Genomic DNA, 23,016 nt, shown 5'->3' on the forward strand with positions numbered 1-23,016 from the left:
CCCCCTGCCTGCTCAGGCATGTCTTCAGGAACGCCCATGTCCTCGCGCCCTGGTGCCGCGTGGCCCCTGGTGGCCGTGTTCACCGCCGGTTACCTCGCCTCCTACCTGCTCCCCACGATCGTCGGCCGGCTCAGCGCCCAGCTGGGGCTGAGCCCCGCCCAGGCCGGCCTGGTCGGCAGCGCCCTGCTGCTCAGCTCGGCCGGCGCCGGCTTCTCCCTGGCGGGCCGGGTCGAGCGGTACGGGGCACGCACCCCCGCCCGCCTCGGCCTGGTGCTGGCCGCCATCGGTTACGGGGGCGCCGCACTCGCCACGTCCGTGCCGCTGGTGGTGCTCGGCGTGGTCGTCGGCGGCTTCGGCTCCGGCACGGCGACGGCGGTCGCCGCGGCCGGGATCGCCGCCCGGCGCGACCCGCACCGGACGTCCTCGCTCGGGCTGCTCACCGTGTCCGCCACCGCGGGCGTCCTCTACCTGACCATCCCCCACCTGGGCGGCGGCCACCGGCTTCCGTTCGCCGCGATCGCCCTGGTCGCCCTGCTCGTCTGGCCCGCGACCGCCCGCCTCGGCGGGGCGACGACGGCGGAGGAGTCGGCCTCCCCGGTCACCGGCCGGCTCCCGCACCGCCGCTCCGGGCTCGTCCTGGCGGGCGGCATGCTCGTCTGGTCGATGGCGCAGAACGCGCTCTGGGGTGTGAGCAGCCGCATCGGCGCGGTCCAGGTGGGGCTGTCCGAGGTCACCGTCGGCGCGGTGTTCGCCGCCGCGCTCGGCGCGGGGCTGCTCGGTGTAACGGGCGCGGGGATCCTCGGCGCGCGGCTCGGCCGGGCGGTGCCGATCGGGCTGGGGACCCTGGTCATCGCGGCGAGCATCGTGGTCAGCTCATCGGCCCGGGATCTCGGGTCGTTCGCGACCGGAGAGATCGTGTGGAACGCCTTCTACCCGGTGGTCCTCTCCTACCTCATCGGTCTTGCCGCCTCCCTGGACGTGCGCGGCCGCTGGGCGGTGCTGGCGGGCTCCGCCTCCTCCGTGGGGGTGGCCTGCGGTCCGCTGCTGGGCAGCGTGCTCTCCGCGGAGGCCGGCTATCCGACGATGGGGCTGATCCTGGGGGCGGCCACCCTGCTGGTCGCCGCCCCGGTGACCGCCGTGGCGCTGCACACCGGCGGCCGTCCGCTGGTGCCCGGCTCGGTGCGTCGTCGCGGTGGCGCCCCGGCCGCCCTGCTCGCCGCCACCACCGGAAGCCTGTCCGGCGCGGTGCCGAAGCTCGGCTCACCCGAGCAGGCCGTCACGGAGCTGCGGGTGCCGGCCCTGCGGCGCGGGCGGCTGGTGCGCAGCGCGATCCGGACGGCCGGTCCGGACGGTGGTTCCGGTCAGTCGAACGCGTACGCCTCGACCTCGGACAGGTAGCGCGCCCTGCGCTCCTCGTCGTGGTCGAGGAAGGCCGCCTCGAAGGAGTTGCGGGCCAGGGTGCGCAGTTGCTCCGGCTCCAGGGCGAGCGCGTCGCGGACGGCGTCGAAGTTGTCCCCGGCGTACCCGCCGAAGTAGGCGGGGTCGTCGGAGTTCACCGTGCAGTGGAGTCCGGCGGCCAGCATCGCCGGCAGGGGGTGGTCGGCGAGCGTGTCGACCGTGCGCAGCCTCACGTTCGACAGCGGGCAGAGCGTGAGCGGCACCCGGTCGGCGACCAGCCGCTCCACCAGCTCCGGGTCCTCCAGGCAGCGCAGTCCGTGGTCGATGCGCTCGACGCCGAGGACGTCCAGGGCCTCCCTGATGTACTCCGGCGGGCCCTCCTCGCCCGCGTGGGCCACCTTGCGCAGGCCGAGGGCGGTGGCCGCCTCGTAGACCTCGCGGAACTTGGCGGGCGGGTGGCCGACCTCGGCGGAGTCCAGGCCGATCGCGCTGATCCGGTGCAGATACGGCTTGGCCGCGTCCAGGGTGCCGAGGGCCGATTCGGCGGACAGGTCGCGCAGGAAGCACATGATCAGCTGGGTGGAGACGCCGTGGGTCTCCTCGCTGCGCTCCAGCGCCCGGCCGATCCCCTCGATGACGGTGCCGATCGGGACGCCCCGGGCGGTGTGGGCCTGCGGGTCGAAGAAGATCTCGGCGTGCCGGACGCCCTGGGCGGCGGCGCGGGCGAGGTAGGCGTCGACGAGTTCGGCGAAGTCGTCCTCGGTGCGCAGGACGGCCATCAGCGCGTAGTAGAGGTCGAGGAAGGACTGGAGGTCCTCGAACCGGTAGGCGGCGCGCAGTTCGTCGGTGGTGGCGTAGGGCAGGGCCACCTCGTTGCGCTCCGCGAGGGCGAAGGCCAGCTCGGGTTCGAGGGTTCCTTCGATGTGGAGGTGGAGTTCTGCCTTGGGGAGGTGCACGGTGTCTCGCAGACAGGGGTGGGGTCGGATCGGGGTGGGGGTGGATCAGAGGTGGGGCCGGATCAGAGGCGGTGGCGGATCAGGGGTGGGGTCGGATCAGAGGCGGTGGCGGATCAGGGGTGATGGCGGGTGGGGACCGGGACCCGCATCAGGTCCTGGGCGACGGTGAGTCCGCCGTCGAACCCGGCGGCACGGGCCTGGATCTCGAAGAGTTCGGGGTCGTTGTAGCGCTGCGAGAAGTGGGTGAGCACGAGGTGGCGGACGCCCGACTCCTTCGCCACCCGGGCGGCCTGTCCGGCGGTCAGGTGCCCGTGGTCGACGGCCAGCTTCTCGTCCTCGTCGAGGAAGGTCGACTCGATGACGAGCAGGTCGCAGCCCTCGGCGAGCGCGTACACCCCGTCGCAGAGCCGGGTGTCCATGACGAACGCGAACCGCTGCCCGCGCCGCTCCTCGGAGACCTGCTCCAGCGTGACGCCGCCGAGGACGCCGTCGCGCTGGAGGCGGCCCACGTCCGGTCCGGCGATGGAGTGTTCCTTCAGGAGTGCGGGCAGCATCCGCCGGGTGTCGGGCTCGGTGAGGCGGTAGCCGTACGACTCGACGGGGTGCGAGAGTCTCGCGCTGTCCAGGGTGTACGCGGGGGTGGTGGCGAGGACCCCGCCGGTCCCGGCGACCGGGGCCTGGTTCAGTTCGACGGTCTCGCGGTAGGCGGTGGCGTACCGCAGCCGGTCGAAGAAGTGCTGCCCGCTCGCCGGGTAGTGCGCGGTCACCGGGTGCGGCACCTGGTCGAGGTTGATCCGCTGGATCACCCCGGCGAGCCCGAGGGAGTGGTCGCCGTGGAAGTGGGTGACGCAGATCCGGTCGATGTCGTGCGCGGCGACCCCGGCCCGCAGCATCTGCCGCTGGGTCCCCTCGCCTGGGTCGAAGAGGATGCCCTCGCCGTCCCAGCGCAGCAGATAGCCGTTGTGGTTGCGGTGCCGGGTCGGGACCTGGCTGGCGGTGCCGAGCACCACCAGCTCGCGTACGGACATGGTCGGAGGGCTCCGTTATCCGGGGGGCCACTGGAGGCCGCGGCCGCCCAGGACGTGCGCGTGGGCGTGGAAGACGGTCTGGCCGGCGCCGGAGCCCGTGTTGAGGATGATCCGGTAGCCGCTGCCGTCGACCTTCTCCTCGGCGGCGACCTCCCCGGCCTCGCGCAGGACGTCCGCGGCGACGAGCGGTTCGGCGGCGGCGAGGGAGGCGGCGTCCGGGTAGTGGGCCTTCGGGATGACCAGGACGTGGGTCGGCGCCTGCGGGTTGATGTCGCGGAAGGCGACGGTGGTCTCGCTCTCGCGGACGATGGTCGCCGGGATGTCTCCCGAGACGATCTTGCAGAACAGGCAGTCGGACTGCGGCTCTCCCGCCATGGCTCCGGGCCTCCTCGTTCGCTGGTGAGTCGGTACAGGTGAACAGGTGATCAGTATCAGGTGATCAGTATCAGGTGATCAGTATCAGGTGATCAGTACAGGGGCATGCTATCCCCGGCTCTCCGGGCCGTGTTCAGCCCCAGCGCCCCGTACGCCCCAGCAGCAGCGCGGTCGCGGCGGTCCCGGCGGTGGAGGTGCGCAGGACGCTGCGGCCGAGCCGGTAGGGGCGGGCGCCCGCCTCGGCGAAGGCGGCCAGCTCCTGCGGGGAGACGCCGCCCTCGGGCCCGACGACGAGCACGATCGTGCCGGTGGCGGGGAGTTCGGCGGTGGCGAGGGGGGTGCTGTCGTGGTCGCGGTCCTCGTGGAGGACCCCGGCGAAGTCGGCGGCGGCGAGGAGGGCGGCGACCTGCTTGGTCGTCATGGCCTCGGCCACCTCGGGGAAGCGGACCCGGCGGGACTGTTTGCCCGCTTCCCTCGCCGTGCCGCGCCACTTCGACAGGGCCTTGGCGCCGCGCTCGCCCTTCCACTGGGTGATGCAGCGGGCCGCCTGCCAGGGAACGATCGCGTCGACGCCGGTCTCGGTCATCGTCTCGACCGCCAGCTCGCCCCGGTCTCCCTTGGGGAGCGCCTGGACGACGGTGATGCGCGGGGCGGGCGCGGGCTCCTCGTGGAGGGTGTCGAGGCCGGTGACCGTGAGCCGGTCCTTGCCCTCGGCGGTGTGGACGACGCCCTCCGCCCAGTGGCCGAGCCCGTCGGTGAGGACGACGTCCTCGCCGGGCTGGAGCCGCTTCACGGAGACGGCGTGCCGTCCTTCGGGTCCGTCCAGGACGAACTCCGGCCCGGTGGGCATCCGTTCGACGACGAAGACCGGTGCGGTCACCGGGGGCTCCTCATGCTCAGGGCCGACCGGGCGGCCTCCAGTTCGGCGGCGAGCAGCTCGATGAGCTCGCCGACGGGCAGTTCCCGGGCCATCCGGTGGCCCTGCCCGGCCCACAGGGCCATGCCCTGGGCGTCCCCGGCCTTGGCGGCGGCCAGGCGCAGCCCGCTGGTGACGTAGTGGACCTGGGGGTAGGCGGCGGGGGCGTAGGGGCCGTGTTCGCGGACGAAGCGGTTGACCAGGCCGCGGGCGGGCCGCCCGGAGAAGGCACGGGTCAGCTCGGTGCGGACGAACAGCGGGTTGGTCAGGGCCTGCTTGTGCAGCGGGTGCGCCCCGGACTCGGGGCAGACCAGGAAGGCGGTGCCGAGCTGGGCGGCGTCCGCGCCCGCCGCGAGGACGGCGGCGATCTGCGCGCCGCGCATCAGGCCGCCGGTGGCGATGACCGGGATCTGCACGGTCTCGCGGACCTGGGTGATGAGGGAGAGCAGCCCGGTGCCGGTCTGGTCGAGCTGCGGGTCGTCGCGGTGGGTGGACTGGTGGCCGCCCGCCTCGACGCCCTGGACGCAGACGGTGTCGGCGCCCGCCCACTGGGCGCTCTGGGCCTCCTCGGCGGAGGTGACCGTGACGATGGTGTGCGTCCCGGCCCTGGCGAAGGCGTCCAAGGTGTCCCGGGTGGGGCAGCCGAAGGTGAAGGAGACCACCGGAACGGGGTCCTCCAGCAGGATCGCGACCTTCGCCTCGTAGCCGTCGTCGCCGCTGCTGTCCGGGTCGCCGAGCGGGGTCTCGTACCAGGCGGCCTCACCGGCGAGCTGGTGGCGGTAGACCTCGACGGCGCTGGGGTCGGCGAGCGCGGGCTGCGGCATGAAGAGGTTGACGCCGAACGGCCCGCCGGTGAGCCGGCGCAGCTGTTTGATCTCGTTGTACATCCCGTCCGCCGTTTTGTACCCGGCGGCCAGGAATCCGAGCCCGCCGGCTTCGGCGACGGCCCCGGCGAGCTGGGGTCCGGACGCGCCGCCCGCCATGGGGGCCTGCACGATCGGATACCGGCAGAGATCGGTCAACTCGGAGGACATGACCGCATCGTGCCACGTCGTGTCCAACAGGGCCGAATCAGCCAGCCGACGCCGTGACCGGTTCTGCCGCCGTACGCCGCACCGCCCGCCGGTTCGGGACCGGCGGGCGGTGCGGTGAAAGGCGGAAAGCGGTTCAGCGGCCGTTGAACGCGTCCTTCAGCCGGGAGAAGAGCCCTTGCTGACCTGGCTGGAACTGGCCGAGGGGCCGTTCCTCGCCGCGCAGCTTGGACAGCTCCCGCAGCAGCCGTTCCTGTTCCGCGTCGAGCTTGGACGGGGTCATCACCTCGACGTGCACGATCAGGTCGCCCCGGCCGCCGCCGCGCAGATGCGTGATGCCACGCCCGTGCAGGGGCACGGACTGGCCGGACTGGGTGCCGGGCCTGATGTCGATGTCCTCCAGGCCGTCCAGGGTCTCCAGCGGACACTTGGTGCCGAGGGCCGCGGCCGTCATGGGGACGGTGACCGTGCAGTGCAGATCGTCGCCGCGCCGCTGGAACACGGCGTGCGGCAGCTCGTGGATCTCCACGTACAGATCGCCGGGCGGGCCGCCGCCGGGGCCGACCTCGCCCTCGCCGGCGAGCTGGATTCGGGTGCCGTTGTCGACGCCCGCGGGGATCTTCACGGTCAGGGTGCGCCGCGAGCGGATGCGGCCGTCGCCGGCGCACTCCGGGCACGGGGTGGGCACGACGGTGCCGAAACCCTGGCACTGCGGGCAGGGCCGCGAGGTCATGACCTGGCCCAGGAAGGACCGGGTGACCTGCGAGACCTCGCCGCGGCCGCGACACATGTCACAGGTCTGGGCGGACGTGCCGGGGGCCGCGCCCTCGCCGCTGCAGGTGTTGCAGACGACGGCCGTGTCGACCTGGATGTCCTTGGTGGTGCCGAAGGCCGCCTCGTTGAGGTCGATCTCCAGCCGGATCATGGCGTCCTGGCCCCGCCGGGTCCGCGAACGGGGCCCGCGCTGCGCGGCGTTGCCGAAGAACGCGTCCATGATGTCGGAGAAGTTGCCGAAGCCGCCGGCTCCGAAACCGCCCGCGCCACCGCCTCCGCCGCCACTGGCGGAGAGGGGGTCGCCGCCGAGGTCGTAGACCTGCTTCTTCTGCGGGTCCGAGAGCACCTCGTAGGCGGCGTTGATCTCCTTGAACCGCTCCTGGGTCTTCGGGTCCGGGTTGACATCCGGGTGCAGCTCGCGTGCGAGCCGACGGAATGCCTTCTTGATCTCGTCCTGAGATGCGTCGCGGCGCACGCCGAGTACGGCGTAGTAGTCCGTGGCCACTTACGACTCCGCCAGGATCTGTCCGACGTAACGTGCCACTGCGCGTACCGCTCCCATCGTTCCGGGGTAGTCCATGCGGGTCGGTCCGACCACGCCGAGTTTGGCGACTGCCTCGTCGCCCGAACCGTAGCCGACCGCGACGACGGACGTGGAGTTGAGCCCCTCGTGGGCGTTCTCGTGCCCGATCCGTACGGTCATGCCGGAGTCCGTTGCCTCACCGAGCAGCTTCAGCAGGACGACCTGTTCCTCCAGTGCTTCCAGCACCGGCCGGATCATCACCGGGAAGTCGTGTCCGAAGCGGGTGAGGTTGGAGGTGCCGCCGATCATCAGCCGCTCCTCCGTCTCCTCGACCAGTGTTTCGAGGAGGGTGGAAAGGACCGTGGAAACCGTCCCCCGGTCCTCGCTGTCGAAGGATTCCGGCAGCTCCTGCACCAGCTGCGGGACATCCGCGAAGCGGCGTCCGACGACCCGGCTGTTGAGCCGGGCCCGCAGATCCGCGAGCGATGCCTCGCCGAACGGCGCAGGGCAGTCGATCATACGCTGTTCGACCCGGCCCGTGTCCGTGATCAGGACGAGCATCAGCCGGGCGGGGGCGAGCGCCAGCAGTTCCACGTGCCGCACCGTCGAGCGGGTCAGCGAGGGGTACTGCACGACGGCGACCTGCCGGGTCAGCTGCGCGAGCAGCCGCACCGTCCGGCCGACCACGTCGTCGAGGTCGACCGCGCCGTCGAGGAAGTTCTGGATGGCCCGGCGCTCGGGCGAGGAGAGCGGCTTGACGCCCGCGAGCTTGTCGACGAAGAGGCGGTACCCCTTGTCGGTCGGGATGCGTCCCGCGCTCGTGTGCGGCTGGGCGATGAAGCCCTCGTCCTCCAGCACCGCCATGTCGTTGCGGACGGTGGCCGGGGAGACCCCCAGCCGGTGCCGCTCGGTCAGCGCCTTGGAGCCGACGGGCTCCTCGGTGCCGACGTAGTCCTGGACGATGGCGCGCAGCACTTCGAGTCTGCGTTCGCTGAGCATCGCGCACACCTCCAGCTGTGTCTCTCGGTGTCTGTCTGGCACTCGGTGCGTTCGAGTGCCAGCAATCCCCGCAGTCAGTGTACGGGGGTGGGGTGGGGCGGGGGCAAGGGCGACCGGCCACGCCTCCCCGAGACCGCGCAGGTCGTTGCCGATAGCGTCCTGGTATGGACGTCGCTTGGGAAGACTTCGGCTGGGAGCGGTTGGGCAACGGTATCGGCAGGCGGCGCCTCCCCGGCTGGGACGCCACCGCCGCGCTGGTCGCCGGGGAGGACGGCGCGTTGCTGTACGACACCGGCGCCACGCTGCGCGAGGGAGTCGAGCTGCGGCGGCAGGCCGAGGCGCTGCTCGGGCGGAGGGTGACGCATATCGCACTGAGCCACCCGCACTTCGATCATGTGCTGGGCACCGCCGCGTTCGCCGGGGCCCAGGTGTACGGGGCGGCGGGCGTCGCGGCGCTGCTGCGCGGCGGGGCGGAGAGCCTCGGCGCCTCGGCGGTGCGCCACGGGGTGCCGGAGGGCGAGGCGGCCCGGTCGGTGGACACGCTGGTGGTCCCGCACCACGAGGTGTGCGGCGACTGGACGCTGGACCTGGGCGGCGGCCGTCAGGTGCTGCTGGCGAACGTGGGCCCCGGGCACAGCGGCCATGACCTCGCGGCGCTGGTGCCGGGCACGGGCGGTGAGCCTCCGGTGGTGTTCTGCGGTGACCTGGTCGAGGAGTCGGGCGAGCCGCAGGCGGGCCGGGACGCGATCACCTCGCGCTGGCCGGCCGCGCTGGAGCGGCTGCTGGCGCTGGGCGGCGAGAGCGCGCTGTACGTGCCGGGGCACGGGGCGGTGGTGGACGCGGCGTTCGTGCGGGCGCAGCGGGCGTCGCTGGCGGAGCGCTTCGACGTGGACCTCGACGAGGGGTGAAACCCCGGTGAGGACCCTGGACCACCTCCTAGGAACGTTCCGAGGTGCTCCAGGGTCGTCACCGGGGCGTCCCGGCGGCCTCGGCCGGGTCTCCGACGTCCGCCGGCGGTTCGGGCGAATATCGTCGTGCCATGCGCAGCTACCAGCCGGACCTGACCCCGCCGTGGAAGAGGTCCGCCCCCGTGCCCGAGGTGCCCGCCGAGCCCGATCTGGTCGTGGAGGAGGTCTCCACCGGCTTCTGCGGGGCGGTGATCCGCTGCGAGAAGACGGCCCAGGGCCCGACGGTGACCCTGGAGGACCGCTTCGGCAAGCACCGGGTGTTCCCGATGGAGCCGCGCGGCTTCCTGCTGGAGGGCAGGGTCGTCACGCTGGTGCGCCCGGGCCCCGGCGGCCCGGTGCGTCCCACCCGTACGGCCTCCGGTTCGGTGGCGGTGCCCGGGGCGCGGGCCCGGGTGGCGCGGGCCGGGCGGATCTATGTGGAGGGCCGGCACGACGCGGAGCTGGTGGAGCGGGTATGGGGCGACGATCTGCGCATCGAGGGCGTGGTCGTGGAGTACCTGGAGGGGGTGGACGACCTGCCGGCGATCGTCGGGGAGTTCGCGCCGGGGCCGGACGCCCGGCTGGGGGTGCTGGTGGACCATCTGGTGCCCGGCTCCAAGGAGTCCCGGATCGCCGAGCGGGTGACCGGGGACCATGTGCTGGTGGTGGGGCACCCGTACATCGACGTGTGGGAGGCGGTGAAGCCGTCCTCGGTGGGGATCGACGCGTGGCCGGTGGTGCCGAGGGGGCAGGACTGGAAGACGGGCGTGTGCCGGGCGCTGGGATGGCCCCAGAACACCGGGGCGGCCTGGCAGCACATCCTGTCCAAGGTCCGCAGCTACAAGGATCTTGAACCCCAACTGCTGGGACGGGTAGAGGAATTGATCGACTTCGTCACTCTTCCGGACTGATGTCCGGGCCTGATTCCGGTCTGTTGCAGGACTGTCGCAGAGGATCTCGTACCTATCCCTATGAATGCCTGCGTCCCACACGCACCATCGGTTATTGAGGTGGAGGAACGGGCAGGCGGTTCACGGGCCGAAGGGCTCACGGGGGAAGGGCGGGTACCGATGGCACGCGAGGTCTGGCGGGACAGTGCGGACAACGAGGCGGCCTCGGCCGTCTTCCATCTGATACAGCAGCTGATCGACCGGTACCGGGTCAACCGGCCGGTGATGCCGCTCGTGGTGGTCCAGGCGGCGGACGCCGGGGCCGGGCCGGAGATCGACGCGCGGGTGGAGCAGCTCGTGCATCAGGTGCACCGGGCCAACGAGTTGCGCCGGGTGCCGGTGCGGCTGCTGGACGGCGAGGGGGCGACCCCGTACGAGGCGGCGCTCGACCTGGTGCGCACGCTCTCCGAGAAGCCGTGGGAGACCCGCGAGAACACCCAGTACAAGACGTTCGCCTTTCCCCGCTCCCGGCTGCTCGGGGCGATCGAGCAGGCCACCGCGACGGTGGTCGAGCAGTCCGACGGGAACACCTCCGAGGTGCGCGAGGAACGGATCCTGGAACAGCTGAGCCGGCTGCGCTGGCGGTCCGGCCGGCCGCGCGGCGGCACCCGGTGGGCCTCGCTGCGGCAGTCGGTGCGGCCCGAGACGTTCGTCGGCGCGCTCTTCATCGCCCTGCTCAGCGTGTTGCTCGGGGAGATCGACTGGCTGCTGACGGCCCTGGTGGCGGCCGTCGCGCTGATCGGGCTCGCCGTGGTGGGCCTGGCGAGCCGGGCCGCGCCGCCGCTGCTGTGGCTGCGCCGGGCCAGCCGGTGGTTCGCCACCACCTCGTCCCTGGCCGCCTCCAGCACCGGCTATCCGTCGGACGGCTGGTCGTGGCTGTCGCCGAGCGGTTCGTGGCGGGTGATCCGGGCGCGGGCGGCGGCGGTCGCGGAGCGGGTGGCGGACGCGGGCGCGGGCGACGAGTACGCGCGCCAGTTCCATCTGGAGCTGCGGGTGCAGGCGCTGCTGGAGGACCTGCGGCACAACTACCGCCCGCACTCCCTGGACTGGCGGCGCAGCAAGCGCACGGTCCCGCCGGTGGTGTTCCTGCCCCGGGCGACCCAGGACAACGGCGGCATCCTGCTGATCAACGCGATCAACAGCGTACGGTCGCGGCGCAGCGAGGTGGATCCGCTGCTGCTGCTCGCCTCGCTCCAGGCGCCCGAGATCATGCGGCACACGCCGCCGCTGCCCCCGGAGCGGCCGGGGCCCGGTGCGCCGTCCGGTTCGTCCGGGGCGCGGGCCCGCTACGAGCGCTGGGTCGACGATCTGAGTCTGGGCCAGTCGCCGGGGGCGGCGGCGACCCTGGCGTGGGTGCTGCTGCTGCCGCTGTCCACCGAGAAGCTGACCCACGAGCACGCGCACGCGCAGCTCGTCACCCACCGGGTGCGGCGGACCTGGGCGTGGTGGGTGATGTCGCGGGCGAGCATCGCCGTGCTCGTCGTGGGAAGTCTGCTGGGGGCGTTCCTGTGGGCCGGGCACTGGCGCGACACGTACTGCCACGGGCCGCTGACCGACCGGAACACGGACGCGATCTGGGCCGGGAAGGGGGACGACCGGGAGTGCGTGGGGGTGGCGACCGCCCCCGAGGTGCGCTTCGCGCGGGGCAACGACCTGGATCTGAACGGGGCCGGGGAGGGCATCACCTTCGAGCGGATCGAGCAGGCGATCCGGGACGAGAACGACGACATCGAACCGGACGACACGTACGTGACGGTCGTGTACGCCGGTCCGCTCACCGCCACGGGGAAGGAGCGGGAGGAGACCCGCAAGGGCTTGGAGGAGCTGACCGGCGTCTATCTCCACCAGCGGGAGGTGAACAAGACCCTGCGCCGGTCGGTGAAGCTGCGGGTGCTGACCGCGAACGGCGGCGAGGACATGCTGCGGCAGCTCACCGCCGTGCGGAAGATCATCGAGGTGGCCCGGCGGGACCCGACGGTGGTCGGGGTGGTCGGTCTCGGCCGCAACACCGACGAGAGCGACAACGCGGTGAAGCTGCTGCGCGAGGCCGGGCTGCCGGTGGTGAACACGACGAACTCCAGCAGCGACCTGCCCCGGGAGTTCCCCAACTACTTCGGCCTCGCGGCGACGGACGAGGAGCAGACGCACGCGCTGGGGCTGGTCGCCCGGCAGATCGCGAAGGACCTCGACCGTCCGCACGCGCTCGTGCTGTCGCGCGAGGACCGCAACGGGGACCTGGACCGGTACACCGCCGAGCAGCGGGACGCGGGCCGGCAGATGCTGCACGACGCGGGCTTCGATCTGGGCAAGGACGTGCCGTACGACCTGCCGGGCGGGGCGAGCCTGAACGCCCCGCTGACGACCATCTGCCGGGCCGAGCGGGTCCCCGACGCGCTGTACTTCGCGGGGCGGGTCGAGGACGTACCGACGCTGATGCGGGGCCTGTCGGTGACCACCGGGTGCTCGGACCGTCGGATGACGGTGTTCACCGGGGACGATCTGACGAAGGGGACGTTCGACGCCAGCACCTCCATCGCGGCCAACGTCACGCTTTACCACAGCTCGCTCGCTCCGCTGGACCGGGGAAAGAACCTCGGTTTCTACGGGGACGCGTACCGCACGCTGCGGGCGCTGCACCCCGAGGGGGAGGTCACCGCGCTGGCGTCGGGGGGTGCGGCGTACGAGGACGGCCTGTTCGCCAGCGGGCAGACCGTCATCTCCTACAGCGCGACGGCCGCCCTGTACGACGCGGCGGCCCGCGGCGACAAGCGCCGGAGCGCGGCGGAGACCTGGGCGACCCTGCACACGGTGGACCTCAACAACATGCCGACGGGGACGATCTCGTTCAGCCGGACGCGGTCCTCGGTCTCCGACAACGTGCACGGCCTCAACATCGTCAAGGTGGTCCGTCCCAAGCCGAACGCCGATCGGACCGTGGTCTGCGGCAAGCCTGCCGGGGTCGCGCCCCCGCTGACGGTCAAGGACTGCCGGCCGTGAGGCGGCCCGGCCGGTTCAGTCGACGAGGTCGCGGACGACGGCGTCGGCCAGGAGCCGCCCGCGCAGGGTGAGGACCGCGCGGCCCTTCCCGTACGGCTCCGGGTCCAGCAGCCCGTCGGTCAGGGCGCGGCGGGAGGCGGCGAGGCCGTCGGGTTTCAGGAGGGAGAGCGGGCAGCCCTCGCGCAGCCGGAGCTCCAGCAGGATGCGCTCGACCCGGCGGTCCTCCTGGCCGAGGATCTCGCGGCCCGCGCCGGGTGAGCGGCCCTCGGAGAGCGCCTGGGCGTACGCGCCGGGGTGCTTCACGTTCCACCAGCGGACCCCGCCGACGTGGCTGTGGGCGCCGGGGCCCGCGCCCCACCAGTCGGCGCCGCGCCAGTACAGCTCGTTGTGCAGGCAGCGGCCCGCCTCGGTGGTGGCCCAGTTGGAGACCTCGTACCAGTCGAAGCCGGCGGCGGCGAACGCCTCGTCCGCGATGAGGTAGCGGTCGGCGTGCGCGTCGTCGTCGGTCATCGGGATCTCGCCGCGCCGGATGCGGCGGGCGAGCTGGGTGCCCTCCTCGACGATCAGGGCGTACGCGGAGACGTGGTCGGGGCCCGCGCCGATCGCGGCGTCCAGGGTGGCCCGCCAGTCGTCGTCGGACTCGCCGGGGGTGCCGTAGATCAGGTCGAGGTTGACGTGGTCGAAGCCCGCCGCCCGGGCCTCGGCGACACAGGCCTCGGGGCGGCCGGGGGTGTGCGTGCGGTCCAGGATCTTCAGGACGTGCTGCTTGGCGCTCTGCATGCCGAAGGAGACCCGGTTGAAGCCGCCCTCGCGGAGCGCGGCGAGGTAGGCCGGGTCGACGGACTCCGGGTTGGCCTCGGTGGTGATCTCCGCGTCGTCCGCGAGCCCGAACTCCTCCCTGATCGCCGCCAGCATGCGCACCAGGTCGGCGGCGGGCAGCAGGGTGGGCGTGCCGCCGCCGACGAAGACCGTGCGCACCGGGCGGGGGTCGTCGCCGAGGACCTTGCGGGCCTGGCGGACCTCCTCGATCAGGTGGGCGGCGTAGTTGTCGCGGGAGGCCAGGGCCCCGCCGGAGCCGCGCAGCTCGGTGGCGGTGTAGGTGTTGAAGTCGCAGTAGCCGCAGCGGGTGGCGCAGTAGGGGACGTGCAGGTAGAAGCCGAGCGGGCGGTCGGCTGCGCCTTCCAGGGCGTGGCGGGGCAGCGCCCCGTCGTCGGGCACGGGCTCACCATCGGGCAGTACGGAAGGCATACCGACCATTGTCGCTCGCCGCGGGAGTTCCCCAGACCGGGTGGGCTCCCCGGACCGGGTGGCTTCTCGGACGGGGTGGCTTCTCGGACGGGGTCACTTCCCGGACGGGGTCACTTCCCGGACCGGGCGGCTCCCCGCCGGGTGGCTCCCCCGACCCGGTGGCTCCCCGGACCGGGTGGCTTCGCGCGCGCCGGCCCGGTCAGTCCGCGGGCAGGTCAGTTCGCGTGCCGACCCGTCCAGTCCGCATGCAGGTCAGTGCGCGTGCAGGACCAGCAGGGCCACGTCGTCGTCCGGGGGCTGCTCGGCGAACTCGTGGACGGCCCGCCGGATGCGCTCGGCCGTCGCCTCGGCGGGCAGCCCGGCGCACCCGGCCAGCACCCGGGCCAGCCCGTCCCCGTCGTCGAACATCAGCGGGCCCGACCGGCGCTCGGTCACCCCGTCCGTGACGCAGAGCAGGGTGTCCCCGGGCGCGAGGTCGAAGCCCTGGCTCTCGTACGCCACGTCCTCGACGACCCCGAGCAGCACCTGGGGCTCGGCGGCCGGTCGTACGGAGCCGTCGGGGCGCAGCAGCAGCGGCAGGGGGTGCCCGGCGCTGGCCACCGTGCAGCGGACCCCGCCGTCGGGGAGCGGCACGACCTCCCCGTACAGCAGGGAGAGGAAACGTGACTGGGTGCCGTCGTGGAGCTGCTGGCCCCCGGCGGCGGCGACCATCAGGGCGGCGGCCTCGGCGGCCTCCATGGCGTCGTCGAGGAGCAGCCGGTTCAGCCGGTCCAGGACCTCCCCGACGCCGAAGCCCTCCCGGGAGAGCAGCCGCAGCCAGGGGCGGGCGAGGCCGGTGACGACGGCGGCCTCGGGGCCGCTGCCCTGGACGTCGCCGAGGACGAAGCACCAGCGGTCGCCGGGGCACGCGAAGATGTCGTAGAAGTCACCGCCGACCACCCCGTCGTCGCTCGGTTCGTAGACGAGGGCGCTGGTGACGCCGGGGATCTCGGCGACCTTGCTGGGGAGCAGTCCGCGCTGGAGGATCCGGCTGATGGTGGCCTGGCGGGTGTAGGCACGGGCCGCGCCCACGGCGAGGCCGAGTCGGCGGACGAAGTCCTCGATCAGCGAGGCGACGGCCTCCGGCACCTGGGCGACGCCCTCGCGGCCCACGAGCACGGTGCCGAGCGCCCGGCCACCGGCGGTGATGCGGAAGGCGAGCGCGGCCCCGTCCCGGCCGCCGGGGTGCGGGGGCGGCGCGGGAGCGGCCTGCCGGTCCTCGCGGCCCTCCCCGCCCTCTCCTTCCTTCTCCCGGCCCTCCCCGCCCTCCTTCCGGTCCTCCTCGACAGGGTGGGCGGGCCAGGGCACGGGGACGGGGACGGGGCCGGAGCCCACGTCGGCCGGGAGGCGCAGAGGCTCCCGCTCCAGGACGGCGCGCAGGGGCTCGGTGCCGGTCTCGTCGCTGTGCCAGACGCGGGCGAGCCGGGGTTCGGCGGCCGGTCCCCCGCCCTCGGCCTCCAGCCAGATCGCGCACCAGTCCGCCAGCCGGGGCACCAGGAGCTGGCCGGCTATGGCGGCCACCAGGTCCTCGTCGAGCTGCCCGGCGAGCAGGTCGGATGCCTCCGCGAGGAAGGCCGGAGCGCCCCGGCTGTCCCAGACCGCGTCGTCGCGCTCGGTGCGTCTGGCGGCGGGGGCGAGGATCTCGGCGGCGCGCAGGCCACGTCTGAGTGCCTCCCCGTCGGGCGGGGCGGGCGGGGCGCTCCAGTCGTCGACGGGGAGGCGGGCCCAGACGGTCTTGAGGCCGGTGCGGTAGGTGATGCCCCAGGAGTCGGCGAGGGTGGCGACGAGCTGGAGGCCACGGCCGTACTCCGCGGGATCGGGCAGCTCCCCGGGGCTCACCCCGGCCGGTCCGGGTCCCGCGCCGGGCTCGTCGCCGCTCACCGGGCGGGCCGGGTGGTGGTCGGTGACCTCCAGGACGAGGGCGGCGGACGGCTCCTCGCCGCCCTCCTCCTCCAGCCTGAGCACCAGGTCGACGGTGGTCCCGGCGTGCACCACGGCATTGGTGACCAGCTCGTTGGTGACGGTCACGGCGTCGTCGGCCAGCCGGTCGCTGAAGCCCACGGCCGCGGGGACCCCGATCCCGGTCCACTCCGCGAGCGCGGCCCGCACGAACCGGCGGGCGGCGGACGGGGCGAGCGGTATGCCGGGCAGGCTGGTGCGGCTGGCCAGGCGCGGGCCGTGCGCGAGCCCGGCACGGGTGGTGCCGGGACGCTGCACGATGTCCCGCTGCAAGGGGATGGGCGCCATGGTGCGGCTCCTACGGTCCGACGACACCGACAGAGTGACAGACCGGCCGCATCCATAAGCACCGAGTTACCGAAGTGGGCAGAAAATCGAGCGGACTCGAACGCAACGCTTCGGAAACGCGTCACCGCGAGGGCCGGAGCCGGATCGAGGCCATGGAAGCCCTTCGCCGACCGGATTCACGATGCGTCGGCGGCAGTGTCGCCGGAGGACGGGGCCGCCCTCCTTCTGCGGTACACCACCACCCCGCACACGACGAGGAGAAGCACCGCCACGGCGGACACCCCGAGGGCCGTCCGCTCCGCGAAGAGCCTTCCCAGGACCTCCAGCACGCCGAGCCCCGCGGTCGCGTAGATCAGCGCCCAGGCCGCTCCGCCCACGAACAGCGCGGGGAGGTAGCGCGGCAACGGCATGCGCATGCTGCCCGCGAGGAAGTTGACGGCGGTCTGGAACCCGACGGTCAGGAAGGAGACGGCGACCACCGGCGCGCCCCACCGCTGGATCGCGCGCTCGGCGCGCCGGAACTTCGCCGAAGAGGTCAGCCCCGCGAACCTGCCTCGCCGGGCGCCGGCTCCCGCGAGCCACCCGACGGCGAACGTCCCTCCGGCGCGGAGCAGGACGATGACGTACAGGGCCCCGGCCGCGAGCGCGATCCTCTCCACACTGCCCCCACCTCGCGCGCGGGCCCGAAGCCCGCGTTCTCCGTCACCACCCGGGCCCACCAAGGAAGGCCAGCCTAACCGAACGCGCACCGGGCGGACGCGGGGCGGTGGCCGCCGTCGTCCGGGTGAAATACTTACCGATCGGTCGGGATTCATCGCCCGAAAGAGTGTACGTTCGTACGCTCCGAGGTTAGGGTCCTCCGCATGACCGTCGACATCGAGGCACGTCCTCTCCGCGCCGAGCGGAACGCGCGGACCGCCGTAGCCGTCCTGTTCTTCACCAACGGGGCCGTGTTCGCCAACCTGCTGCCGAGGTATCCCCAGATCAAGGACGATCTGGCGATCGGCAACGGCGCCTACGGACTGGCGGTCGCCGCGTTCCCGGCGGGCGCCATCGCGGCCGGCCTCGCGGCAGGGGTGCTCATCCGCCGCGCGGGCTCGGCGCGGGTCGCGGTCGTCGGCACCCTGCTGACGGCGATGGGGATCCTGGCCGCCGGCCTCGCCCCGTCGCCCGCGCTGTTCGCGGGCGCCTTGTTCCTGGCCGGAGCCATGGACGCACTGACGGATGTCGCACAGAACGCGCACGGTCTACGGGTGCAGCGGCTCTACGGGCGTTCCATCCTGAACTCGTTCCACGCGATCTGGTCCATCGGCGCCGTCACCGGAGGGCTGATGGCCGCCGGAGCGATGTCGCTGGGCCTGTCGCTCGGCGCCCACCTCACGATCTCGGCGACCGTCCTCGTTCTCGCCGCCGTGACCGCACGGCGCTTCTGCCTGCCCGGCCCGGACAGCGAACCGGAGGAGACGGAGACCGGTCCGGAACGGCGGAGCGCCGAGGGAGCGGCCGGCGCCTCGCGCGCCTCGCGCGTCGGGTACGTGCTGGCGGCGCTCGTTCTGATCGCCACGGCCGGCGCGCTCGTCGAGGACGCGGGAAACTCCTGGGCCGCCCTCTACCTGACGGACACCCTGCACGCCTCCGCGGCACTCGCCGCCTGGGGCTTCATCGCCCTGGTGGGTGCCCAGTTCATCGGGCGCATCATCGGGGACCGCCTCGTCGACCGCTTCGGTCAGCGTGCCGTGGCCCGGACCGGCGGCCTGATCACCGCGGTCGGCATGGGACTCGCCCTGGCGGTGCCGACGCTGCCCGGAACCATCCTGGGCTTCGCCCTGGCCGGATTCGGGGTGGCGACGCTGGTGCCCGCGGCGATGCACGAAGCCGACGCCCTGCCCGGGCTCAAACCGGGATCGGGTCTGACGATCGTCTCCTGGCTCATGCGCCTGGGCTTCCTGCTGTCGCCGCCGGTCGTCGGTTACGTCGCCGACGCGACCAGCCTGCGCGCCGGCCTGCTGGTGATCCCCTGCGCCGGGCTGCTGGTGGTGGTCCTCGCCAGGGTCCTGCGAGGTCGGCGCGGCTGAACTCGGCGCGGACCTGCGAGGACGGCGCGGCTGAATGGCGCGGACCTGCGAGCACCTGCGAGGTCGGCGCGAGTGAAGTAGGCGCGGCTGACCTCGCCCCCCGCGGCGAACGACCGGCGCGGCGCGCACGTCGACGTCCGCGGCGCGCCACTCCCTGCCAGGCGGGCCGGCCAGAACCGGGCAGCCGGAACGGGGCAGCCGGAACGGGGCAGCCGGACACCTCAGGTGTCCGGCCGCCCCGCCAGTGCCCGTCCGGGGCCGAGCCCTCGCGCCGGCCCCGTGGCTCAGGCCTCGCGCGAGCCCGCGTACATCTCGTCGATGAGGCCCCGGTACTCCCGCTCGACGACCGGCCGCTTCAGCTTGAGGCTGGGGGTCAGCTCGCCGTGCTCGACGTCCAGGTCGCGCGGCAGGAGGCGAAACTTCTTGATGGTCTGCCAGCGCTGGAGTCCCTCGTTGAGGCGCTTGACGTACCCGTCGATCAGCTCGACGGTCTGCGGGGCGGCGACGACCTCCGCGTACGACTTGCCCTCCAGGCCGTTCTCGGCGGCCCAGCCCAGGAGGGTGGGGCCGTCGAGCGCGATGAGCGCGGTGCAGAAGTTACGGTCCGCGCCGTGCACCAGGATGTTGGAGACGAACGGGCAGACCGCCTTGAACTGGCCCTCGACCTCCGCCGGGGCGACGTACTTGCCGCCGGACGTCTTGATCAGGTCCTTCTTGCGGTCGGTGATGCGCAGGTAGCCGTCGACCGACAGCTCGCCGATGTCCCCGGTGTGGATCCAGCCGTCCGACTCCAGGACCTCTTCGGTCTTGTCGGGCAGGTTGTGGTAGCCCTCCATGACACCGGGGCCGCGCAGCAGGATCTCGCCGTCCTCGGCGATGCGCACCTCGGTGCCGGGGAGCGGCTTGCCGACGGTGCCGGTGCGGTAGGCCTCGCCCGGGTTGACGAAGGAGGCGGCGCTGGTCTCGGTGAGGCCGTAGCCCTCCAGGATGTGGACGCCGGCGCCCGCGAAGAAGTAGCCGATGTCCGGGGCGAGGGCGGCGGAGCCGGAGACGCAGGCGCGCAGCCGGCCGCCGAAGGCCTCACGGATCTTGGAGAAGACGAGGGCGTCGGCGACCTTGTGCTTGGCGCCGAGCGCGAAGGGGACGGACGCCTTGCCGGTGCGGCGGAAGTTGTCCTGGGAGACCTTGGCGTACTCGCGGGCGACTCCGGCGGCCCACTGGAAGATCTTGTACTTGGCTCCGCCGCCCGCGCGGGCCTTGGAGGCGACCCCGTTGTAGACCTTCTCGAAGATCCGGGGGACGGCGGCCATGTAGGTCGGCTGGACGACCGGCAGGTTCTCGATGATCTTGTCGATACGGCCGTCGACGGCGGTGACGTGGCCGACCTCGATCTGGCCGGAGGTGAGGACCTTGCCGAAGACGTGGGCCAGCGGCAGCCAGAGGTACTGCACGTCGTCGGCGTTGATCAGCCCGGTCGAGACGGTGGCCTTGGCCATGTACGACCAGTTGTCGTGCGGCAGCCGTACGCCCTTGGGGCGGCCGGTGGTGCCCGAGGTGTAGATGAGCGTGGCGAGCTGGTCGGCGGTGATCGCGGCGACCCGCTCGGTGACCGCGTCCGGGGTCTTGGCGAGGAGCTCGTCGCCCTGGGCCTCCAGCTCGGCGAGGGTGATGATCCAGCCCTCGGGGTCGTCATCGGCGGGCTCGACGCCGGCCGGGTCGATGACCACGACATGGGCGAGGTTCGGCAGGTCCGCGCGGCTCTCCCGCGCCTTGGCCAGCTGCTCGGCGTTCTCCGCGATGAGGATCCGGCTCTCGGAGTCGGCCAGGATGAAGGCGGACTCCTCGGCGTTCGTGGACGGGTAGATGGTGGTCGTCGCGGCGCCCGCGCACATCACCCCGAGGTCGATGAGGATCCATTCCACCCGGGTGGCCGAGGAGAGGGCCACCCGCTCCTCCGGCCGCACGCCGAGGGCGATCAGCCCGGCGGCGATCGCGTAGACCCGCTCCGAGGCCTGGCCCCAGCTCAGCGACTTCCAGTCGTCGGGACCCGCGCCCGAGGCCGACGGCACCGGATAGCGGTACGCCTCCCCGTCCGGGGTCGCCGCCACGCGGTCGATGAAGAGGGCCGCCACGGAGGGCGGCCGGTTATCGATCAAGGTCTGTGTGTCGCTCACGACGTCCTCCGGGCCTGCGGCATTGCTACGACCGGCTTCTTTGATACGGCGGCTGGCTGCCGTGGTGCTCCTGCCCACCGCCTACTGCCTACTGCTCCCGTGCTTCTGCGCAACCTGCTTGGTCGGGCTTGTTTAACTGACCAGTAACCATCGAGTCGTGATCAGAGTAGAGCGCGCGTGTCCGCCACGTAAGAGGCAACGGACCGCGGCTTTCATAACGAAAGGGCCCCCACGCCGGTACTGCTGCGGCATGAGGGCCCTTGGAGAGCGGACTACTTCTTGCCCTTGCTCTCACCCGCGGACTCGTCCGTCGACAGGACGGAGATGAAGGCGTCCTGCGGAACCTCCACGTTGCCGACCATCTTCATCCGCTTCTTGCCCTCCTTCTGCTTCTCCAGCAGCTTCCGCTTACGGGAGATGTCACCGCCGTAGCACTTGGCGAGGACGTCCTTGCGGATGGCGCGGACGGTCTCCCGGGCGATGACCCGGGCGCCGATGGCCGCCTGGATCGGCACCTCGAAGTTCTGCCGGGGGATGAGCTTCTGCAGCTTGGCGACGAGCCGTACGCCGTACGCGTACGCCTTGTCCTTGTGGGTGACCGCGGAGAACGCGTCCACCTTGTCGCCGTGCAGCAGGATGTCGACCTTGACGAGCTGGGCCGACTGCTCGCCGGTGGGCTCGTAGTCGAGGGAGGCGTAACCCCGGGTCTTCGACTTCAGCTGGTCGAAGAAGTCGAAGACGATCTCCGCGAGCGGCAGGGTGTAGCGGATCTCGACCCGGTCCTCGGAGAGGTAGTCCATGCCGAGCAGGGTGCCGCGCCGGTTCTGGCACAGCTCCATGATCGCGCCGATGAACTCGCTCGGGGCCAGCACCGTGGCGCGGACGACCGGCTCGTGCACCTTGTCGATCTTGCCCTCGGGGAACTCGCTCGGGTTGGTGACGACGTGCTCGGTGCCGTCCTCCATCTCGACGCGGTAGACCACGTTGGGGGCGGTGGCGATCAGGTCGAGGCCGAACTCGCGCTCCAGCCGCTCCCGGACCACGTCCAGGTGGAGCAGGCCGAGGAAGCCGACGCGGAAGCCGAAGCCGAGCGCGGCGGAGGTCTCCGGCTCGTAGACCAGGGCGGCGTCGTTGAGCTGGAGCTTGTCCAGCGCCTCGCGCAGGTCCGGGTAGTCCGACCCGTCCAGCGGATAGAGCCCCGAGAACACCATCGGCTTGGGCTCCTTGTAGCCGCCCAGCGCCTCGGTCGCCCCGTTGTGCAGCGAGGTGATCGTGTCACCGACCTTGGACTGCCGGACGTCCTTCACCCCGGTGATGATGTAGCCGACCTCGCCCACGCCGATGCCGTCGGCCGGGGTCATCTCCGGGGACGACACCCCGATCTCCAGCAGCTCGTGGGTGGCGCCGGTGGACATCATCCGGATGCGCTCGCGCTTGTTGAGCTGCCCGTCGATGACACGGACATAGGTGACGACACCGCGGTACGCGTCGTAGACCGAGTCGAAGATCATCGCGCGGGCGGGGGCGTCCGCGACGCCGACCGGGGCCGGCACGTCCCGCACGACCCGGTCGAGCAGCGCGTCCACGCCGACGCCCGTCTTCGCGGAGACCTTGAGCACGTCCTCGGGCTGGCAGCCGATGAGGTTGGCCAGCTCCTCGGAGAACTTCTCCGGCTGCGCGGCCGGGAGGTCGATCTTGTTGAGCACCGGGACGATGGTGAGGTCGTTCTCCATCGCGAGATAGAGGTTGGCCAGCGTCTGGGCCTCGATGCCCTGCGCGGCGTCGACCAGCAGCACCGTGCCCTCGCAGGCCGCGAGCGAACGGGAGACCTCGTAGGTGAAGTCCACGTGGCCCGGGGTGTCGATCATGTTGAGGACGTGGGTGGTGCCCGTGTCCTCACCCGTGTTGGGGGCCCAGGGCAGCCGGACCGCCTGGGACTTGATGGTGATGCCGCGCTCGCGCTCGATGTCCATCCGGTCGAGGTACTGAGCACGCATCTGCCGCTGGTCGACCACTCCGGTCAGCTGAAGCATCCGGTCGGCGAGGGTCGACTTGCCGTGGTCGATGTGCGCGATGATGCAGAAATTGCGGATCAGCGCCGGGTCGGTACGGCTCGGCTCGGGCACGTTGGAAGGAGTCGCGGGCACGCAGGGTCCTGATTCTTGAGACGCCGAACGCCGTGTCTCGGGTCGATGTCGGGTCGGTCGGATCGATACGTAGGCTCCATCGTCCCACGCCTGCGGGACAGCGACCGGTTTGGGCCGGTCGGAGGGTGACTGCTACCGTGGACAGCTGTGCCTCGTGGCTCTCACGAGCGGCGCGGCTCACCTGGAAGATCC

Annotated in this window: 17 protein-coding genes; 5 read left to right on the forward strand and 12 right to left on the reverse strand. The window is 72.4% G+C overall.

Annotated features, from left to right (window positions below):
• Nucleotides 1-36 precede the first annotated feature (36 nt).
• The gene (locus tag D581_RS0132050) at nt 37-1,398 is read left to right on the forward strand and encodes an MFS transporter (protein WP_018961210.1); all 1,362 of its coding nucleotides are present in this window, start codon (nt 37-39) and stop codon (nt 1,396-1,398) included.
• Here the strand turns inward: D581_RS0132050 and D581_RS0132055 are convergent.
• The 7 genes from D581_RS0132055 to hrcA all read right to left on the reverse strand — a co-directional run bounded on the left by D581_RS0132055 (nt 1,362) and on the right by hrcA (nt 8,000).
• Nucleotides 1,362-2,354: an adenosine deaminase gene (locus tag D581_RS0132055; RefSeq protein WP_018961211.1), complete on the reverse strand. Its 993-nt coding sequence runs from the start codon at nt 2,352-2,354 to the stop codon at nt 1,362-1,364. The genes D581_RS0132050 and D581_RS0132055 overlap by 37 nt on opposite strands.
• Nucleotides 2,355-2,467: 113 nt before the next feature.
• Nucleotides 2,468-3,382 carry a ribonuclease Z gene (locus D581_RS0132060; RefSeq protein WP_018961212.1) on the reverse strand — a complete coding sequence of 305 codons (915 nt, stop codon included), beginning with the start codon at nt 3,380-3,382 and terminating at the stop codon, nt 2,468-2,470.
• A gap of 15 nt (nt 3,383-3,397) precedes the next feature.
• Complete coding sequence (locus D581_RS0132065; protein ID WP_018961213.1) at nt 3,398-3,757, reverse strand: histidine triad nucleotide-binding protein; 360 nt, start codon at nt 3,755-3,757, stop codon at nt 3,398-3,400.
• Nucleotides 3,758-3,890: 133 nt separating this feature from the next.
• A complete protein-coding gene (locus D581_RS0132070) occupies nt 3,891-4,637 on the reverse strand; it encodes a 16S rRNA (uracil(1498)-N(3))-methyltransferase (protein ID WP_018961214.1) in 747 nt (248 codons plus the stop codon).
• A complete protein-coding gene (locus D581_RS0132075; RefSeq protein WP_018961215.1) occupies nt 4,634-5,707 on the reverse strand; it encodes a nitronate monooxygenase in 1,074 nt (357 codons plus the stop codon). Before D581_RS0132075 ends, D581_RS0132070 begins: the two co-directional genes overlap by 4 nt.
• Nucleotides 5,708-5,840: 133 nt before the next feature.
• A complete protein-coding gene (gene dnaJ / locus D581_RS0132080; protein ID WP_018961216.1) occupies nt 5,841-6,983 on the reverse strand; it encodes a molecular chaperone DnaJ in 1,143 nt (380 codons plus the stop codon).
• On the reverse strand, nt 6,984-8,000 hold the full coding sequence (gene hrcA / locus D581_RS0132085) for a heat-inducible transcriptional repressor HrcA (protein ID WP_018961217.1): 1,017 nt from the start codon (nt 7,998-8,000) through the stop codon (nt 6,984-6,986).
• Between the two features lie 164 nt (nt 8,001-8,164).
• Here hrcA and D581_RS0132090 point away from each other — a divergent pair, with 164 nt between their 5' ends.
• From D581_RS0132090 to D581_RS0132100, 3 genes are all read left to right on the forward strand, one after another.
• The gene (locus tag D581_RS0132090; RefSeq protein WP_018961218.1) at nt 8,165-8,908 is read left to right on the forward strand and encodes an MBL fold metallo-hydrolase; all 744 of its coding nucleotides are present in this window, start codon (nt 8,165-8,167) and stop codon (nt 8,906-8,908) included.
• A gap of 131 nt (nt 8,909-9,039) precedes the next feature.
• Nucleotides 9,040-9,858 carry a DUF3097 domain-containing protein gene (locus D581_RS0132095; RefSeq protein WP_018961219.1) on the forward strand — a complete coding sequence of 273 codons (819 nt, stop codon included), beginning with the start codon at nt 9,040-9,042 and terminating at the stop codon, nt 9,856-9,858.
• A 159-nt stretch (nt 9,859-10,017) separates the two neighbouring features.
• Entirely contained in the window at nt 10,018-12,894 is a 2,877-nt protein-coding gene (locus D581_RS0132100; RefSeq protein ID WP_018961220.1) for an ABC transporter substrate-binding protein, read from the forward strand.
• Nucleotides 12,895-12,909: 15 nt separating this feature from the next.
• Here the strand turns inward: D581_RS0132100 and hemW are convergent, their stop codons facing one another.
• The 3 genes from hemW to D581_RS0132115 form a co-directional block, all read right to left on the reverse strand.
• Nucleotides 12,910-14,151, reverse strand: a complete 1,242-nt coding sequence (gene hemW, locus D581_RS0132105) for a radical SAM family heme chaperone HemW (RefSeq protein WP_018961221.1) — start codon at nt 14,149-14,151, stop codon at nt 12,910-12,912.
• Between the two features lie 243 nt (nt 14,152-14,394).
• Entirely contained in the window at nt 14,395-16,428 is a 2,034-nt protein-coding gene (locus tag D581_RS0132110) for an ATP-binding SpoIIE family protein phosphatase (RefSeq protein ID WP_018961222.1), read from the reverse strand.
• A 176-nt stretch (nt 16,429-16,604) separates the two neighbouring features.
• Complete coding sequence (locus D581_RS0132115; protein WP_018961223.1) at nt 16,605-17,087, reverse strand: DedA family protein; 483 nt, start codon at nt 17,085-17,087, stop codon at nt 16,605-16,607.
• Nucleotides 17,088-17,291: 204 nt separating this feature from the next.
• Here D581_RS0132115 and D581_RS0132120 point away from each other — a divergent pair, with 204 nt between their 5' ends.
• Nucleotides 17,292-18,503, forward strand: a complete 1,212-nt coding sequence (locus D581_RS0132120) for an MFS transporter (RefSeq protein WP_018961224.1) — start codon at nt 17,292-17,294, stop codon at nt 18,501-18,503.
• Nucleotides 18,504-18,787: 284 nt separating this feature from the next.
• Here D581_RS0132120 and D581_RS0132125 read toward each other — a convergent pair whose 3' ends face one another.
• Both D581_RS0132125 and lepA read right to left on the reverse strand, forming a co-directional pair.
• Entirely contained in the window at nt 18,788-20,677 is a 1,890-nt protein-coding gene (locus D581_RS0132125; protein ID WP_018961225.1) for an AMP-dependent synthetase/ligase, read from the reverse strand.
• Between the two features lie 272 nt (nt 20,678-20,949).
• The gene (gene lepA / locus D581_RS0132130) at nt 20,950-22,824 is read right to left on the reverse strand and encodes a translation elongation factor 4 (protein WP_026291097.1); all 1,875 of its coding nucleotides are present in this window, start codon (nt 22,822-22,824) and stop codon (nt 20,950-20,952) included.
• Nucleotides 22,825-23,016 lie beyond the last annotated feature (192 nt).

The organism is Streptomyces sp. CNB091, assembly GCF_000377965.1.

What these genes read in the sequence shown, in the direction of transcription:
- D581_RS0132050 (WP_018961210.1), top strand. Translation starts at nt 37, where the DNA reads ATGTCCTCGCGCCCTGGTGCCGCGTGGCCCCTGGTGGCCGTGTTCACC.
- D581_RS0132060 (WP_018961212.1), bottom strand. Translation starts at nt 3,382, where the DNA reads ATGTCCGTACGCGAGCTGGTGGTGCTCGGCACCGCCAGCCAGGTCCCG.
- D581_RS0132065 (WP_018961213.1), bottom strand. Translation starts at nt 3,757, where the DNA reads ATGGCGGGAGAGCCGCAGTCCGACTGCCTGTTCTGCAAGATCGTCTCG.
- D581_RS0132075 (WP_018961215.1), bottom strand. Translation starts at nt 5,707, where the DNA reads ATGTCCTCCGAGTTGACCGATCTCTGCCGGTATCCGATCGTGCAGGCC.
- hrcA (WP_018961217.1), bottom strand. Translation starts at nt 8,000, where the DNA reads ATGCTCAGCGAACGCAGACTCGAAGTGCTGCGCGCCATCGTCCAGGAC.
- D581_RS0132090 (WP_018961218.1), top strand. Translation starts at nt 8,165, where the DNA reads ATGGACGTCGCTTGGGAAGACTTCGGCTGGGAGCGGTTGGGCAACGGT.
- D581_RS0132095 (WP_018961219.1), top strand. Translation starts at nt 9,040, where the DNA reads ATGCGCAGCTACCAGCCGGACCTGACCCCGCCGTGGAAGAGGTCCGCC.
- D581_RS0132100 (WP_018961220.1), top strand. Translation starts at nt 10,018, where the DNA reads ATGGCACGCGAGGTCTGGCGGGACAGTGCGGACAACGAGGCGGCCTCG.
- hemW (WP_018961221.1), bottom strand. Translation starts at nt 14,151, where the DNA reads ATGGTCGGTATGCCTTCCGTACTGCCCGATGGTGAGCCCGTGCCCGAC.
- D581_RS0132110 (WP_018961222.1), bottom strand. Translation starts at nt 16,428, where the DNA reads ATGGCGCCCATCCCCTTGCAGCGGGACATCGTGCAGCGTCCCGGCACC.
- D581_RS0132120 (WP_018961224.1), top strand. Translation starts at nt 17,292, where the DNA reads ATGACCGTCGACATCGAGGCACGTCCTCTCCGCGCCGAGCGGAACGCG.